At 39.2% G+C, this 16552-nt stretch carries 13 protein-coding genes and 1 pseudogene; all 14 read right to left on the minus strand.

The window, feature by feature from the left end; genetic code table 11:
* Window positions 1-21 precede the first annotated feature (21 nt).
* Window positions 22-330 carry a hypothetical protein gene (locus tag MWH30_RS11380; RefSeq protein ID WP_248664211.1) on the minus strand — a complete coding sequence of 103 codons (309 nt, stop codon included), beginning with the start codon at window positions 328-330 and terminating at the stop codon, window positions 22-24.
* Between the two features lie 100 nt (window positions 331-430).
* Window positions 431-1330 (minus strand): methyl-accepting chemotaxis protein, encoded by a 900-nt coding sequence (locus tag MWH30_RS13980; RefSeq protein ID WP_372494170.1) that lies wholly within the window; start codon window positions 1328-1330, stop codon window positions 431-433.
* A 42-nt stretch (window positions 1331-1372) separates the two neighbouring features.
* Window positions 1373-2671: pseudogene (locus tag MWH30_RS13985) on the minus strand (ammonium transporter); the annotation flags it as partial.
* A gap of 658 nt (window positions 2672-3329) precedes the next feature.
* A complete protein-coding gene (locus MWH30_RS11390; RefSeq protein WP_248664213.1) occupies window positions 3330-3668 on the minus strand; it encodes a P-II family nitrogen regulator in 339 nt (112 codons plus the stop codon).
* 12 nt (window positions 3669-3680) lie between these two features.
* Complete coding sequence (locus tag MWH30_RS11395; protein WP_248664214.1) at window positions 3681-5021, minus strand: ammonium transporter; 1341 nt, start codon at window positions 5019-5021, stop codon at window positions 3681-3683.
* 193 nt (window positions 5022-5214) lie between these two features.
* The gene (locus MWH30_RS11400; protein ID WP_248664215.1) at window positions 5215-5955 is read right to left on the minus strand and encodes an NAD+ synthase; all 741 of its coding nucleotides are present in this window, start codon (window positions 5953-5955) and stop codon (window positions 5215-5217) included.
* A 16-nt stretch (window positions 5956-5971) separates the two neighbouring features.
* Window positions 5972-7366, minus strand: coding sequence for a sodium:solute symporter family protein (locus MWH30_RS11405; protein ID WP_248664216.1), 1395 nt, complete (start codon window positions 7364-7366; stop codon window positions 5972-5974).
* 190 nt (window positions 7367-7556) lie between these two features.
* Window positions 7557-9560 carry a lytic transglycosylase gene (locus MWH30_RS11410; protein ID WP_248664217.1) on the minus strand — a complete coding sequence of 668 codons (2004 nt, stop codon included), beginning with the start codon at window positions 9558-9560 and terminating at the stop codon, window positions 7557-7559.
* Window positions 9561-9965: 405 nt separating this feature from the next.
* Entirely contained in the window at window positions 9966-10727 is a 762-nt protein-coding gene (locus MWH30_RS11415; protein WP_248664218.1) for a 4Fe-4S binding protein, read from the minus strand.
* A gap of 150 nt (window positions 10728-10877) precedes the next feature.
* Window positions 10878-11450 carry an RNA 2',3'-cyclic phosphodiesterase gene (thpR, locus tag MWH30_RS11420; RefSeq protein ID WP_248664219.1) on the minus strand — a complete coding sequence of 191 codons (573 nt, stop codon included), beginning with the start codon at window positions 11448-11450 and terminating at the stop codon, window positions 10878-10880.
* 19 nt (window positions 11451-11469) lie between these two features.
* Window positions 11470-11751 carry a DUF503 domain-containing protein gene (locus MWH30_RS11425; RefSeq protein ID WP_248664220.1) on the minus strand — a complete coding sequence of 94 codons (282 nt, stop codon included), beginning with the start codon at window positions 11749-11751 and terminating at the stop codon, window positions 11470-11472.
* A gap of 506 nt (window positions 11752-12257) precedes the next feature.
* Window positions 12258-13526 (minus strand): hypothetical protein, encoded by a 1269-nt coding sequence (locus tag MWH30_RS11430; RefSeq protein WP_248664221.1) that lies wholly within the window; start codon window positions 13524-13526, stop codon window positions 12258-12260.
* Window positions 13510-15546 carry an AAA family ATPase gene (locus tag MWH30_RS11435; protein ID WP_248664222.1) on the minus strand — a complete coding sequence of 679 codons (2037 nt, stop codon included), beginning with the start codon at window positions 15544-15546 and terminating at the stop codon, window positions 13510-13512. The genes MWH30_RS11430 and MWH30_RS11435 overlap by 17 nt, the downstream gene beginning before the upstream one ends.
* 28 nt (window positions 15547-15574) lie before the next feature.
* Window positions 15575-16345: an inositol monophosphatase family protein gene (locus MWH30_RS11440; RefSeq protein WP_248664223.1), complete on the minus strand. Its 771-nt coding sequence runs from the start codon at window positions 16343-16345 to the stop codon at window positions 15575-15577.
* Between the last annotated feature and the right edge of the window lie 207 nt (window positions 16346-16552).

Consider the following 16552-nt stretch of genomic DNA (forward strand, 5'->3'; position numbering starts at 1 on the left):
AGGAATTCCTATAGAACAAGTTTACGACACTTTAGACCTTGATGGAAATAAGTTACAATTAGTTGCATAGAAAGAGTCAACAGTATTATATAGTTCACCGTTATAAACTAACACATAAGTATTACCCTGATACTTACGCTGCATAGGCTGCTTACCGCCTTCAGGGTCGATCACTATCAAACGCCGATGAGCTAAGCCTGCTCTTTTAGCCAACCACTCTCCTTTTTCATCGGGCCCGCGTGATTCTAAAACCTGGCCCATCTTTTCTATAATCTCTCTTTGTGGCCGTAAATCTCTAGCCCAATCTACCCAACCAGCAATTCCACACATTAATTTAACCTCCCCTGACAGTATAGCTCAGTACACTATATTATATGTATATGTCAGGAGTTTTTATATGTTACAATCTAGTTTTATTAAATAAAATTTATCAAACATTAAATTCAGCTATCACCCCTTGCATTCTCTGAGCCATATCAGCTAACTTTTCTGCCGAAGAGCTGATCTTCTCGGACAGCTGATCAATATCTGTAGTACCTTCTTTAATATTTTCACTTTTAGCAGCTAACTTTTCAGCATCAGCCGAAGTCTGTTCAATATTAACCGAAGTATTGACAGTAAACTCCTCTATCTCATTAAAGGCTTGACCAGCATCTTCAATTATTTCTTTACCTGTTTGAGCTTTCTTTTCTACATTTTTAACTGCCTGCAAGCTAGCTTTAGACTTAGTTTGAGTCTCCGTAATTAAATTAGAAATTCTCTCCGCAGCTTGAGCTGTATTATCGGCTAACTCCCTAATTTCCTGCGCTACTACTGCAAAGCCCTGACCTGCTTCACCAGCTCGAGCCGCTTCAATACGAGCGTTAAGCGATAAAAGATTAGTCCGTTCAGCAATATCAGTAATTAATTCAATAATCTCTTCAATTTTTTCCGAATTATTATCTAATTGCTTAATTAAATCTACCCCTTGATCAATACAACTATTAATTTCTTGCATCTGAGCTATAGCTTCTTGCAAATCATTACTCCCACTCTCAGTCTGAGCCCTAGTCTCCTCAGCCAAAGCAGTAGCATTTTGACTACTAGCTGAAATCTGCTTAATACTATCAGCCATAGCCTCAACACTTCCCACCGCTTCACTAGTAATTGAATCACCTTGTTGAGCCGAAGCAAAAAGCTCTTGACTGGCAGTAGATAGCTCTTCAACTAAAATCGTCAGTTCACTTAACAAAGAACTAATCCGTTCATTTGTCCGATTAAAGGTGCTAAAAAGTCCAGTCCCATCGTCATGAGTAGTATCCAGCCTCAGACTAAAATCACCCTCAGCCATCCGATTCAAACCTACCAGCACCTGTTCAATTTTATCCAAACTCAAAGCTGCAAAGTCAGGATAAGAATCGGAACCATGTTCAGCTAAGTCCAAGCCTTTTTGCTCTTCACTACTTGAAACTCTAAGCCCCACTAATAGATCAATTAATTTGAAAATCAGATAAGCAGTAATAAAGGTCCAGGCCGCTACGCTGAGTACTCCCCGCAGCTGAATCAAAAACAGATCTAAGCCATCCCCGTATAAGAAACCACCTTCCTGAGCCAATAAACCAACCATTAAAGTACCAAAAGCTCCACAGACTCCGTGTACAGAAACTGCTCCTACGGGATCATCAACACCTAAACCATCAATAAAGCTCACCGCTTGAATCATCAATACTCCGGAAAGAGATCCAATTACTATGGCACTTACACTGCTAACCGCAGCAGTTCCAGCAGTAATCCCTACTAAGCCAGCTAAAGCTCCATTAATAGTCATAGACACATCAGCGTGTCCAGTTTTAATCCAACTACTAATCATTGCTGTAGTTGCCCCGGCTGCCGCTGCTAAATTAGTAGTTAAGGCAATCTTAGCAATACTTAGGTCAGTACCTGCAACTGTACTGCCTGTATTAAAGCCAAACCAGCCTAACCAGAGAATAAAGACTCCTAAGGAGGCTATTAAGATATTATGTCCGGGCATTTCATTACTAGAGCCATCTTCATTATACTTGCCTAAACGCGGGCCCAAAACTATAGCCCCCGCCAAAGCCGACCAGCCTCCTACAGAATGAACCACGGTAGAGCCAGCAAAATCGACCATTCCCGATAACCAACCGCCGCCCCAAATCCAGTAACCTACTACTGGATAGACTAAACCGGTAATTGCTATGCTATAAAGCAAATAACCTTCAAACTTAGTTCTCCCAGCCATAGCTCCCGAAACAATAGTAGCTGCTGTCCCAGCAAAGGTAGCTTGGAAAAACCAGAAAGCCTCTACTGGGATATTCAATCCTAAGTGTTCAAAGCTCCCTCGTAAAAAGAAACCACTACTCCCAAAAAAGGAGTTACCAACCCCAAACATAATCGCAAAACCAAAACAGTAATAAACCAAAGAACCTAAGGAAAAGTCCATAAAGTTCTTCATAATAATATTCCCGGTATTCTTAGCCTGAGTAAAGCCTGCTTCCACCATCGCAAATCCGGCCTGCATGAAGAAGATTAAAAAGCCGGCTAATAAAACCCACATCGTATCGACATTAATTATGAGTTCTTCTACAGCTCCTTCCGTTGCTATTGCCGTCGAAGAAATAAATAAGAGCATCAATACCACTTGCAACATAACTACTGAATATTTTTTCATCTGCCTAAACCTCCTCAAAGATCATCTTTTCATAATATAAAATCTATTTTCATTTTATATTATTATATAATATTTCCAGTTAATTTGCAAGTCATAAAATCAGTTTTCTCATTGTAAAAATTAGTTTTGGGATTAAGCAGTAAATAATAGAACTTTATCGTTCTATTGTTTCAGAGGACAGATGATAAATGATAAAGGATAAAGGATAAAGGATAAAGGATAAAGGATAAATTAAGATCAAAAGATAAAGTTTAAATTCTATTTGACACAGACTAAGTTCTGACAAAATCTGACTAAAACATAAAACCTTAAAACCTGTTGAAACCACGAATGAGCACCAATCAACACGAATAAAAGCTAAAGCTTTAGTTCAAGCTTAATCTTAATATGATTTTATTTTTTTGATTTTATGTTTTAAGGTCTAGTCAGAACTTAGTCAGATTTTAGTCTGTGTCCAGTAGATTTTAATCTTTTGAACTTTATCTATCCTTTGTCCTCTATCATTTGAATAAAAAAATATACCAGTATTCTAGTAACGAAATTATTTTTTGAAATTAAATTATCAACAATCAACCTTTAACAACTATAAAAAAGCCCTAAAACTTCATAATTACTTGAAGTTCTAGAGCTTCCTCACATAATCAAACTATCCACTTCTTTAAATAGCTTCCGTTCCTCTTTCCCCAGTTCTCACCCTCACCGCCTCTTCAACAGGAGAAATAAATATTTTCCCATCTCCTACAGTATCAGTCCTAGCTACTTCAATTATACTATCTAAGAGCTCTTCCACTTGTTCTTCCTCAACTACTATCTCTATTTTTAACTTTTCCTTCAACTTAACATCGTACTCTACACCACGATAAGTCTTCTTAGACCCTTTTTGGCTTCCATACCCAGCAACCTGAGTTACATTCAAGCCAGTAATTCCAAACTTCTCCACTACCACTATCAACTCATCCAAACAGCCCGGTCTGACGATACATTCTATTTTTTTCATGCTTACACCCCTCTATTCTTCTTTTTTGCTAACAGTAACGCTCTTCCAGTGCAACGGTACAAAGTCCGGATAAGCAACAGAACCGTGTTCAGTTATATCTAAGCCTTCCTGCTCTTCAGCAGCAGAAACTCTTAAACCGATCACAGCATCAATCACCTTAAATAATACCAAAGCAGTGACAAAGGTCCAGATAGCTACTCCTATCACTCCTATTGCTTGCACTCCTAACAGACTAAGACCTCCTCCGTAAAAGAGACCTCCATCTAAAGCAAATAAACCGACCATCAAAGTACCAAAAGCACCACAGATTCCGTGCACAGCTATAGCTCCTACTGGATCATCTACATACCTTCTATCGATAAAGCCTACAGCATAAACTACTAGTATTCCTGATAAAGCCCCGATAATCACTGCCCCTACATTACTTACACTAGCCGTACCAGCAGTAATACCTACTAAGCCTGCCAGAGCACCATTTAAGGACATACTCACATCAGGCTTACCGTGCTTAAGCCAAGTGGTAATCATCGCCAAAGCTGCTCCGGCTGCCGCAGCCAAATTAGTAGTTACTGCAATATCAGCAATGCTTAAGTCAGTACCGGCAATACTACTCCCAGCATTAAAACCAAACCAGCCAAACCACAAGATAAAGACACCTAGAGCAGCCATCAATAGATTATGACCAGGTAAAGCATTTATCGAGCCATCTTCATCATACTTACCGGCTCTAGGGCCCAATACAATTGCCCCGGCCAAAGCAGCCCAACCACCTACTGAATGAACTACAGTAGAACCAGCAAAGTCAACCATTCCTAAAGCTTCTAACCAGCCACCACCCCAAATCCAGTGACCAACTATCGGATAGATAACTCCAGTAATCACTACACTATAAGCTATATAACCACTGAATTTAGTTCTTTCAGCCATAGCTCCCGAAACGATTGTAGCCGCCGTAGCAGCAAAAACCGTCTGAAAGATCATAAAAGCGGTAATCGGAATATCCAAACCTAAGTGTTCAAAGCTTCCTTGTAAAAAGAAACCTTCCAAACCGATAAACTTATTACCTACTCCGAACATAAACGCAAAACCAACAGCCCAATAAAGCAAGGAACCTAGAGAAAAGTCCATTAAGTTCTTCATAATAATATTACCTGCGTTCTTAGCTCGAGTAAAGCCAGCCTCCACCATCGCAAAACCAGCCTGCATCAAGAAGACTAACACTGTAGCTATTAGAACCCAAATAGTATCGATTGCCACAGCATTACTAGCTGCAGTAGGCTCTGCTAAAGCCGTTGCTGAAAAAACACCTAAGACTAAACCGATAGTCAACAAGAAAACTAATCTCTTTTTCACTTTAATCACTCCTAATTGCTTTTTTAAAAAATTTATTCTTTATAATATCTTTTGCTAAATTGCTACTAATTAGCCCCCTTTCCCAAAGTTTATGTTAACTTTATGTTATCTTGGTGTTAATTATAGACCAAATACCGAAATAAATCAAGTGCTTTTTTATAAAATATAACATATAACTAACATAGGTAGCTATTTAAAAATTCGGAATCGGAGCTGACTCCAGCTTATGTCGATTCCGAGCTGCCAAACGATCAACTATCCGCTTAGTCTTTTCACTACCTTGACCGGTTAAAATATAACGATCGATCTCTTCATAACTCAATCCTATCTCTGCTTCATCCTTTTGTCCGGCCCACAGCCCTGCCGAAGGCGCTTTATGGATAATCTTTTCGGGAATCCCCAGCACTTTAGCTACCTCTCTAACTTCAGTCTTAACCAAATTACCTAAAGGAGCTAAATCAATCCCCCCGTCACCAAACTTAGTGAAATAACCCAACTTAAGCTCACTGCGATTATCGGTGCCTACCACTAAACTATTATATAAGTTAGCATGGTAATAGAGTACAGTCATTCGCAAACGAGGCTTAATATTGGCCACGGCTAACTTAGACCTACTTTCTCCTGCCTGCTCCTTCTTTCTCAAAGCCTTAAGCAAAGTCCTAAAGGTTTTTTCTAAATCTATCACTCGATACTGAATCCTAAACTGCTCAGCTACTAACTGAGCATCTAGCCGATCTTGAGAATCGCTTTCACAAGGCATAATCAAAGCTAAGGTATTTTTAGGCAAGGCTTTCTTGCTCAATACAGCTACCACCGAAGAGTCAATACCCCCTGATATGCCAATCACCACCCCTTCAGAGCCTGCTTTTTCAACTCGCTCCTTAATCCACCGCTGTAACTGCTCACTAATTTTTTGATAGTCTTTATTTAACATAACCTACCCCCCTATTTTAATTTTCACTCAAAGAGTACTTGTATTTTGAGTTCAAAAAACTACTACCTAGAATGATTAATCCAATTAAAAGACCTATATAGAGCGGGTCAAGTTGAACCGGAGAAAATATAGCCCACAGCAAGGACATTGAAGGAGCTATAGCAATAGTTAAAACTCCAGCCCGTTGGCTAATCTCTTGATTAAAAAATACGGCCCCCAAGAATGGTAAGAACATAGCCGCTCCTCTTAAGGCCATGGATAAATAGCTCCACTCCATAATCACCGTCCCTACATTACCTAAAGTAAATAAAGAACTAAAGCCTACTATTGCTAAAATAGCTAATCTGGAAACCTTAATACTTTCTTTATCTGTAGCCCCTGGATTAATTAGCTTTCCATAAATATCTCTACTGAAAATAGTACTAACTCCCAAAGTTAATCCAGCTCCAGTGATAATAACCATTATCAACAAAGTTGCTAAAATAACACCGGCTAGCACAGGAGAAAAATATTCCAAAATAAAGATTGGTAAAGCCTGACTACTATCTATGCCCGGGTAATTAAGCTGCATATAAAGTCCTACCGAAGTACCAATCAGCCCCAAAGGAATCATTAACAAACCAGAAGTAATAGTTCCCACTCGACTAGTACGGACATCTTTACCCATAAACACAGCCTGTAAATAGGTTTGAGTTGAAAGCACTCCTACAATAACTGCTCCTACTGCCAGGAGGTCATTGCTAATCCCCCTTTCAAAAAGTTGAACTAAAGACTGCAACTCCAAACTTAGACCTAAGCCAGCTAAACCGCCAGCAGATCTAAGGGCTGTCATCCCAGCCAATAACATTACCAAATAAACAAGAATACTTTTCACAATTCCCATTAAACCTAAACCTTGAATCCCTCCAAAAAAGACATAAGCAATAATTAAACCTCCGGTCAATACCACCGCCAAAGCAGGTGCCAAACCAAAAACCGAAGTTAACAAAGCAACTGCTGCTAAAGTATTACCTATTATATTAATTAAGGTACCCAGAGAAATAAAGAGGCTAGAAAGGGGCCCGGCTTTGCTACCAAAAGCCTTAACTAAAAACTGCGGGCCCGTTTCCACTTCCGCCTCTCGCAAGGTCTTAGTAAAGAAGAGTCCGAGAATAATACAGCCCAATCCTGCTCCTAAAGTAAAAGCAATTCCACTTAAACCGGATTGATAAGCTAGCTGTACCGTAGCAATAGTAGAAGTGCCTCCAATTAAGGTTCCCAAAATAGTACCCATTACTATCCCTGCTCCCACTTCCTGGCTACCTACAATAAATTCAGAAATCGAATCCACCTTTTTAATGGAAAATACACTAATTATCAATACCCCCAATAATAAAATCAACATCCCCGTTAAATGACCTATACTTAACATAATTACCCCTTCTTTCTAATTCTATGTTATGTTTATGTAAGTTATATGTTAATTATAAAGGGGTTAATAATCTTTGTCAAGCATTTAACTTAAAATTTATAGTTACCTACAAAAAAGCTAACATAAAAAGTAAAAAGGCTCCAGAACCGAAGTTCTGAAGCCTTTCTAAAAGTATTGTTATATTGAATTTTTAATTTCTAGGAATACAGATTACTTGCCCTACTTGTAGTTGATCAGGATTAACTACAGGATTTGCTTCTCTAATCGCATCCACTGTAGTTCCAAATCTCTGTGCTAAACTAAAGAAGGTATCTCCTGCCTGAACTGTATACTCCCTAGTACCTCGCGGGCAGTCTTCCGGCGGTGGCGGTGTTGGTGGTCCATCGGGAATACAGATTACCTGGCCTACCTGAAGACGATCTGGATTAACACCAGGATTTGCTTCTCTAATCGCAGCTACTGTAGTTCCAAATCTCTGCGCTAAACTAAAGAAGGTATCTCCTGCCTGAATAGTATACTCTCTAGTACCTCGCGGACAGTCTTCCGGTGGTGGTGCTGGTGGTCCATCGGGAATACAGATTACCTGGCCTACCTGAAGACGATCTGGATTAACTCCAGGATTTGCTTCTCTAATCGCAGCTACTGTAGTCCCAAATCTCTGCGCCAAAGCAAAGAAGGTATCTCCTGCCTGAACAGTATACTCTCTGGTGCCTTGCGGACACCTTCTAGGCGGGCGCGGTGCTGGTGGCCGACGACGATCATGACTACCTTGCAAAGAAGCCTCTCCAGCATCAACACTCTCTTCTGAATCAGACTCTTCCTCCTCAAATTCAGCACAGTCCTCATCTAAAGAACTAAAACAGTCCTTAGGTGGACGTGGTGGTCTCGGTGGCCTCGGCTTTGGCGGTCGCGGTGGTTTTGGTGGTGGCGGTGCTGGTGGCTCTTCTGGAATACAGATCACCTGACCTATCTGTAAGTTCCTAGGATCAACCCCTGGATTCACTTCTTGAATTGCATCTACTGTAGTATCAAACCTCTGCGCTAACCTAAAGAAGGTATCTCCTGCCTGAACAGTATATTCAAACGTCCCTTCTGGACAGGGTGGCGCTGGTGGTCTCGGCTTTGGCGGTCTCGGTGGTCGCGGTGGCTTTGGTGGTGGCGGTGCCGGTGGCTCTTCTGGAATACAGATTACCTGACCTATCTGTAAATTCCTAGGATCAACTCCCGGATTTACTTCTTGAATTGCTTCCACTGTAGTCCCGAATCTCTGTGCTAATCTAAAGAAGGTATCTCCTGCCTGAACCGTATACTCCCTCGTCCCTTCTGGACAGGGTGGCGCTGGTGGTCTTGGCTTTGGTGGTCTCGGTGGCCTCGGCGGTCTAGGTGGACGCGGTCGACCACAATCACAGCTACTTCCACTACAATCGCAGCTACTCGTATGACCTTGCAAAGAAGCCTCTCCAGCATCAACACTCTCTTCTGAATCAGACTCCTCTTCATAAAAACGATCATAGTAGTCGTCATAGTAATCATCATAGTAATCGTCATAGTGACCAAAACGACGCTTAGGAATACAGATTATCTGGCCTATCTGCAAGTTTCTGGGATCAACTCCAGGATTAGCTTTCTTAATAGCTTCAACTGTAGTTCCAAATCTTTTTGCTAGTCTGAAGAAGGTATCGCCGGATTTAATTTCATAAGCCCAGGTTCCTCGCGGGCACTTTTCTGGCTTTCGGCGCTTAGGAATACAAATTATCTGCCCTACTCGTAAGTTTCTAGGATTAACTCCTGGATTAGCTCGCTTAATGGCTTTTACTGTAGTTCCAAATCTTTTTGCTAAGTTAAAGAAAGTATCGCCAGGTTGAATTTTATAAAGTATGGTACCCCGCGGACATATTTTCGGAAAACGCGGTCGAGGAATACAGATTATTCGGCCTACTGGCAAGGGATCAAGATTGATTTTAGGATTTACTCTGCTAATAGCTTTAACTGTGGTCTCAAATCTTTTGGCTAATCCCCGCAGAGTATCCCCTGGTTTAACTCGATAGGGGTTAGAATTGTGAGGACAGCGGCATCTAAGACATGTACCTACACAATGAGGACTGTATTCCTCATCATAGTGCTGATAATCATTATGATCCTGAACATGATCCTGAACATTCTTCTGCTCTTCATCATCATAAAAATAATACATAGCTTCACTCCTTTACTAAGATTAATCTACCACATTATATTCAGGTATTATTGAAAGTGTTAATCTTATTTCAAAAGAAGTATAGTAAAAAAGAAAAAACCCTAGCTTCAATAGCTAGGGTTGCAGTGCTAAAGTTCAAAGTCAAGATCAAGAGCAGTTTGACACTGACTAAAATCTGACTAAGTTCTGACTAGACCTTAAAATCATTAGTTCTTTAATTCTTTTAAAGTTTTATACTTTAGTCAGATTTTTGTCAGAACTTAGTCTGTGTCAAAATAGGTTTTGAATTTAATCTTTTAATGGTCTAGGTCTTTAACTATGCATTGTTCACTATACACTATTAACTGTTGCGCAAATCGCAACAATTTATCTATAAAAGAACAAATCAACTAGAAAAGCAGGGCATTAGCCTTCAATAGTCTCTTCTTCTATAAACTCTCCGGGATCAATTCGCGAGTCAAAATTCAAAGCGCCAGCCGGACAGTTCTCAATACAGGTTTGACACTTTATACATTCTGAATCTGTAAACTGCTCCTGTTGATTAAAATTAGTATAAGGTTCTAACTGCATCGGACAGACCTTAGCACAAAGACCACACTCCAAACAGTCCTCTAGAGCAGAAATAGTAACCTGCTGGTCAGCACTACTATTAAGTCCTAAGTTAGTGCCCAGCTTATTCATTATAGTCTGAATAGTTCCCATCGGACAGATAGAACACCAGGTTCTAGGATTAATCAAGATAGCTAATAAGATACCGACAATAGTGGGCATCACTAGATACATAGTCACAAAAAGGAATCCTAGCCTATCGATAAATACTAACTCTCCCCAGTAACCTGACACAGCTATTAATCTGCGGATAAACATAGCCATATAAAATATAAAAAAGAGCCATTTCGTAATTTTAGAAGTAAAAACAGCCGGTATCCCTTTAAATAAAGAAATAGGCATTAAAAGTACATCGTAGAGACTACCGTGCGGACAGAGTTTACCACAAAAGTACCTGCCGTTAAAAAAGCCTGTCACCATCACTGTTAACATAATTCCAATTACCAATAAACCCAAACGGGGATAATAAAGTCCGCCTAAAGAAATTATAGGTACTAATAGCCATGAAAATTTGCGAATTCTATTAAAAACTCGATTAGTCTTTTGATAAGTTGCCATTTTAATCCACCTCTCTTTATTCCCTCCCCCTCCGAGGGGTGTGTTGTATATAATTGTATCTCTATTATTTGCAAATGTCAAGAGTAATTCTCTAATTTTAAGGATAATGTTCAACGATAAGTACTTTCAGCTTTAAGCTTAAGAAGTTTACTAGTTCCTATTTTCTTCTGCTAGCTCTACTTCACTTATAGTTTCATAAATAGGTCCTTGAGGAGTTAAGGTGCTCTGTTTAAGTTTAACCTTATTTATATCTAAGACTCCAAACTCTGTTGTCTTTAACTCTTTTAAAGTACTTACTAGCTCTTCTTTAGCCCAAACCTTTTTGGCTCTACCCAAAGTAAAGTGAGGAGTAAAATCATATTTATCACGAGCAAATCCTAACTTTGCATACTCCTTTTCCAGTTGAGATTTCATTTTCTCTAAAGTAGAACTGCACTCTAAGCCGGCCCAAATTGCATTTATGTATCCATAATGCGGAAAAACACCAATTCCTTTAACTAACAACTGCTGTCGTGGAAAACTAGCCAACCCCTCTAAAATCTCTTTTATCTCTGGCAACTGTTTTTCTTTTACTTCCCCTAAAAACTTAATGGTTAAGTGAAACTGCTCCGGATCAACCAGTTTTATCTTTCCGGCTTCCAAAGTCTTCAACTGCTGCTGTACTTCTATCAGTCTTCTTTTAATCTGCTGATCCTCTAAATCGATAGCTACAAAAGTACGCATTATTTATGCACCTCCAAGTTTAAATTAATTCCATAGTATCCTTTAATAAATAAATATCATTGAAGTCTTCAATAAATCTAACTACTTTTTCCAAGCTTCTCTCCACCTGCTGACGCTGATTGCTGATAGTTACAATACCGATAGTAGCTAACTTCAAGTTATCGTTTTGTTCTATTTCGGCTACGGAAATATTAAAGCGATTTTTTAGTTTAGCAATCAGGCTTTTGATTACTCCTCTTTTATGCTTTAAGGAATTGCTCATTGGTACTCTTAATTCTACTGTGCAGAGTCCTATTACCATGCTTTATCAGTCCTTTCTTATTAAGAACAATTAATAATATATAGTTAAGTTCTAAAAACAAAACAATATCATTCTAATGTTGCGTTGACGATATAATCATTAAAGCCTGAGCTAGTTAATATGTTTCAACCACTTGCCGTTCAGTCGGCGTCCTGCCTCCTTCACTCTCGAGAATAGCCCTCCCGGCATCCTTGCCTCCGGGCTATTCTCAGAGTCGCTCTTTGAAACATATCAACTTGCAGGTTTCGTTATCAGCACGGCCAAATGGATGTTTATAAGCGACATTAAAGTTTATTTTTTAGTACTTCTTGACGAATTGGAGCTCAAATAAAAGCTGGTTTAGCAAATTTTCCTAATTAAAATTTGCTTGCTTTTATTTGAGTGGAAATGAGTTTTAGAAGTACTAAAATAAACTTTTCTAGCGTTAAACATCCATTTGGCCTCCTACACTCAACGAAACAATATACCAATATTGTTTCATTCAACTATTAACTATTAATTACACTTTAATTTACATAAACTTCGATATTCCCCACCTGCTTACTCTCTATTTTAACTCTATCCAAAAATAGAATTCCCTCTACCTCCAGCTCCGCTTCTAAGTATTGACCTTCAACCTTGAGCAGTTCCAAATAATCAGCTAACTCCTGCAAACCCTGCTTAGCTGTAGCTATCCTATCGGTATACTTGACTTCACCGATAATTACCTTTTTCAAATTACCACTCTTAGTGTCTATCACTTCTATTAGCAGATCAGGTCGACCTTGCCAAAAAATATCGTTAATTTGACTATCGAAAATCTGAGCAGCCCAAAACTGGCTTTTTTTATGAGCCCTACCCCTACGCTGTAAATAAGGTAGCTGACTATGCTCTATCTCTTCCAAGTCTACTCGCCAGTTTAAATTACTAGAGCCAGTAGAGTTATGATAAAGAAAATAGTCTTTACTATTTTTACTCCACTTAGCTACTAAATTACTACCATTAGTAATTGGATAAAGTTGAACTTCGGCTTGCTGAGCTGCTAAAAACTTAATTATCCAGTACAGCTCAAAGAAAACTTCTTCCTGTTGAGGCTGAATAAAGGTCTGCCCCAATAACTGCTTAACCTCTGCTTTATCTCGGGCCGTCCATCCTTGAGGATTCACCAAGCGCCGATAAAAGCCCAATAACTCTGCTGCCTGACGATAAAGAGGTTGACGACTTTGACTGACATCAGCAATCATCCTCTGAGTAAGCGACAATTTTCCACTGTTAATTCTACTTAGATAAATATTTTGCAAATAAAGTTCCTCTAAAATCTGAACTAAGCCTTCTTCCCCCTGCCAATGAGCTAACCACTGATAGTCAGACTGCTTAAGCTCTTGAGTAACTATCCCTTGCAATACTGTTAATAACTCTTTGAGCACTAGGTTCTCCTGAGTACTATAGTTTTTATGGCTTTGCTGACAGACAAAACGCTTTGCACCTCCATAGTTAGTCCGGGCCCGCTCTTTAAAGGTCTGCTGCCAATCAATCTTCCCTCTGATCTCCCCAGTTAATAAGCGCTTAAACTGCTTAGTGGAAAGTTGCAAACTTCTCAACCGAGTCGGCAACTCTCTAACAAAGCTTCTAAGCTCTTCCTTTAACAGAAAATGTAGCTTAAGTAGCTGTATAAAGTCTACAATCCCAGTCTCCAACTGCTTAATAAAGGAGTTAGGATTTAAATAACCAGCTTGGAGGTAAATAATTAATTGCTCAGCTACATCTTCCATTAACTCCTTACTTCTCTCTGGCATCTGTTAACTCCTCCAACCCAAAGTAGTCTTCAGCAAAATCCAGTAATAGCTCTGGATTCTCTATAAATTCTAAGCTAATTAACTCCCGAAACAGCACTTCTAATTGATTAGCCAGTAAGCCTTCCAATTGAGCCAAAACATACATCATCAAGCCCCCGGCATAATCACCCTGAGTAGTTACTAAATGTCGATAAAGATCCTCTATCACCGCCGGGCCCACCTGCCGCCACTGATTAATCAACTGCCACAGTTGAACTACTTCAACTATGTATCCAGAGTCCTCTAACTGCCAGCACCGTAAGTACTCCTGCAATAAATCTTCATTAATTTCTTTGGGCACCGGCACGGAAATAAAGGCCAAGCGTCGCATAAAAGCGTAACTTAGCTCATACAGCGAAGCTTTATCAAAAGTATTCATAGTAGCAATCAATCGCCAATCCTCTGGAATTAAATACTGATGTGCTAAAATTTCTAATTTCTCTGCTTTAGGCTGCGGCTTAAGAACTATATTCTGCTCTTTTTCATTTTTGAAGCTCAAAGTAACAGTTTCTCCAGTTAAAGCTGAAAATAAAGAACCAAAAGCTTTATCGATATCGGCTCGATTCAATTCATCGATAATCAGCCATTGATTTTGAGGCTGAGCTGTTTCTCTATCCTTAAAACATTCCAAAAAAAGACCTGCATCAAAGTAAAGCCGACCTTCCTTATCGGGACGATAACCACCAATAGTATCGAAGGTAGACCAATCAGAGTTAGCAGTCACCAGTTTAAAGTCCACCCCATAATTTTGACAAAGCTGACGAGCCAGTTTAGATTTTCCAGTTCCCGGCGGACCTAAAAGAAGTAAATGCTTATTATTCTGCAAGGCAGCCTTAATCTGCTGCTTAATAAAATCCCAATTGGGAAAGTATAGTCCATCTATGTTCAGTTCTTTTTTAAAATCCACAGTCAACAACTTTTTATCATAGTTAACTGGCTCAAACTCTCCTTGACCAGAAGAACCAGTATCCTGATTCATTTCTACTTCATCATTAACCTGTCTATACTTAGGTAATACAGACTGAAATTTAGCCAGTACCTGCTCTAAATTCAAATTATCCAAACTTGATTCCAAATCTAAATCGCTATTTACCTCTGTCTCCAGTTCGCTACCTAAGTTTAAGCCATACTCAACTCCCTCCAAACTAATCTTCATAAATAACTGCGCTGCCCGACGATGCGAAGTCTTAGCTTGAGGATAAAGAGCTAACCAACAATCGGTCGCTCCCAAATTTCTACTACCAAAAAAGTCAACTACTTTACCCTCAGCAAAACTACAGTCTACCAAAGGCTGACTGCTCTTTAAAATAGTCAAAAGCCTATGCAAACAGTAACGAAGCTGCTCTTTATAGTAGTTATAGTAAATACCAAATAATAAACGAAAATTATCGGTATAAGGCTTTAAGCTCTGCTTTTGATACTCTTTTTTTATTTCTTCCTTTAAATTTTCCAACTGCTCTAAACTCAAGCTCCACTGCTCAAAAAGCAGCTGAATAACTCGGGCCTGTAGCTCCTTAACTACCCCTGATTCTCCCTCTAAGTTCCGTTCAGTAGCTAAGTACCCCTCATCTAAGTTAGCAATAGCTTCAATAAAGCTAGAAATATGGTGCTGATAATCATGTAAACGACAGGAAAAACGATGTAAATAACGCAGCAACAGCTTAAACTCTAATTCCTTATACTGGCCAATTGCAAAGATAAACTGCTGTAACTCAGTTTCCGAAAAAGATTCTGCATAGCCTTCTGTAACAAAGTATTCAGCTAAAAAGCTATACAGATAATCCTTTGCTTTTTCCAAAGAATAGTCTTGGGACTGCCAAAGTAATAACTTTTTTAAATTTACCCACAACTCATCCTCATAGCTAAAATACAACTTTTTATCGAAGTCATATTCGCGCTGATGACGCTTGACAGCCTTAAACTGTAAATATTCCTCTATTGCTATATCTAAAAGTTCTAGATTTACTTCCTCTGCTAACATCCTTTAGCCCCCTAAACCACCTGCTAAACTAATAATTAAGCTCCGCTAATAATAACTTTACCATCTTTTGATTAGCTGCTATAATATTAATTCCCTTCTCGTTTTCAAAAGTCAACACCTTTCCTCCGGCCTCCTGTACTAATAAAGCTCCTGCTGCTAAGTCCCATTTCTTTAGCTTCAACTCCCAAAATCCATCATAAACTCCGCTAGCTACCTGAGAAAGATCGAAAGCAGCACTGCCGCTACGTCGAATCCCGCGCACCTGGGTAATTAACTGAGCAAAATTATCTACATTGTTTTGAGGGTCACTATCTTTATCATAAGGAAAGCCAGTGGCTAATAGGGCCCTACCCAACTCCTCCTGTCCGGCTACTTGAAGTCTATCTCCATTTAAGAAAGCTCCTTCGCCACGCCGGGCCCAATAAAGCTGTTCTAAAGTAGGTACATAAACCACTCCCAAAACTGTCTCTCCTCGCTGCTCTAAAGCTATAGAAATACAAAAAATAGGAAAGCCATGCGCATAATTATTGGTACCGTCCAAAGGATCTATTATCCAACAGTAATCAGAGCCCTCCTGACTGCCTCCCCCTTCTTCAGCTAAAATAGAATGTTCAGGATAATATTTTCTGATTTTATTTATTAGTATCTCTTCCGATTTTTTATCAACTTCCGTTACCAAGTCAGCTTGAGTAGACTTAGTATCGATCAACTGCTGATTACCCAAGCTTGCTAACTGTAAGTCCCCCACTTCACGAACCCACTTTTTAACTTTTATTAATAATTGCTGATAATCTAACAAAATAAACTGCCCCCTTTGCTATATAATATTATACCTTAAATCTATGCTTTTTTTAAGTAACATTCACTTGCTATTGAAAATAACAGCTAAACTATGATAAACTAAAGAAAGTACTCTTAAGGAGGTTGTGAAAGTTGTTAAAATACTAACAAAAACTATATAAAAGTTATAAAAACGCTTGAAGATCTATCTATATTTTGATATACT

The sequence above is a fragment of the Fuchsiella alkaliacetigena genome, assembly GCF_023227765.1.
GTDB lineage: Bacteria > Bacillota > Halanaerobiia > Halobacteroidales > Acetohalobiaceae > Fuchsiella > Fuchsiella alkaliacetigena.

Bases quoted from the DNA above. Each gene is read 5' to 3' on its own strand.
- MWH30_RS11430 (WP_248664221.1), bottom strand. From the start codon at position 13,526: ATGCCAGAGAGAAGTAAGGAGTTAATGGAAGATGTAGCTGAGCAATTA.
- MWH30_RS11415 (WP_248664218.1), bottom strand. From the start codon at position 10,727: ATGGCAACTTATCAAAAGACTAATCGAGTTTTTAATAGAATTCGCAAA.
- MWH30_RS11410 (WP_248664217.1), bottom strand. From the start codon at position 9,560: ATGTATTATTTTTATGATGATGAAGAGCAGAAGAATGTTCAGGATCAT.
- MWH30_RS11425 (WP_248664220.1), bottom strand. From the start codon at position 11,751: ATGGTAATAGGACTCTGCACAGTAGAATTAAGAGTACCAATGAGCAAT.
- MWH30_RS11390 (WP_248664213.1), bottom strand. From the start codon at position 3,668: ATGAAAAAAATAGAATGTATCGTCAGACCGGGCTGTTTGGATGAGTTG.
- thpR (WP_248664219.1), bottom strand. From the start codon at position 11,450: ATGCGTACTTTTGTAGCTATCGATTTAGAGGATCAGCAGATTAAAAGA.
- MWH30_RS11380 (WP_248664211.1), bottom strand. From the start codon at position 330: ATGTGTGGAATTGCTGGTTGGGTAGATTGGGCTAGAGATTTACGGCCA.
- MWH30_RS11435 (WP_248664222.1), bottom strand. From the start codon at position 15,546: ATGTTAGCAGAGGAAGTAAATCTAGAACTTTTAGATATAGCAATAGAG.
- MWH30_RS13980 (WP_372494170.1), bottom strand. From the start codon at position 1,330: ATGGCTGAGGGTGATTTTAGTCTGAGGCTGGATACTACTCATGACGAT.
- MWH30_RS11405 (WP_248664216.1), bottom strand. From the start codon at position 7,366: ATGTTAAGTATAGGTCATTTAACGGGGATGTTGATTTTATTATTGGGG.
- MWH30_RS11400 (WP_248664215.1), bottom strand. From the start codon at position 5,955: ATGTTAAATAAAGACTATCAAAAAATTAGTGAGCAGTTACAGCGGTGG.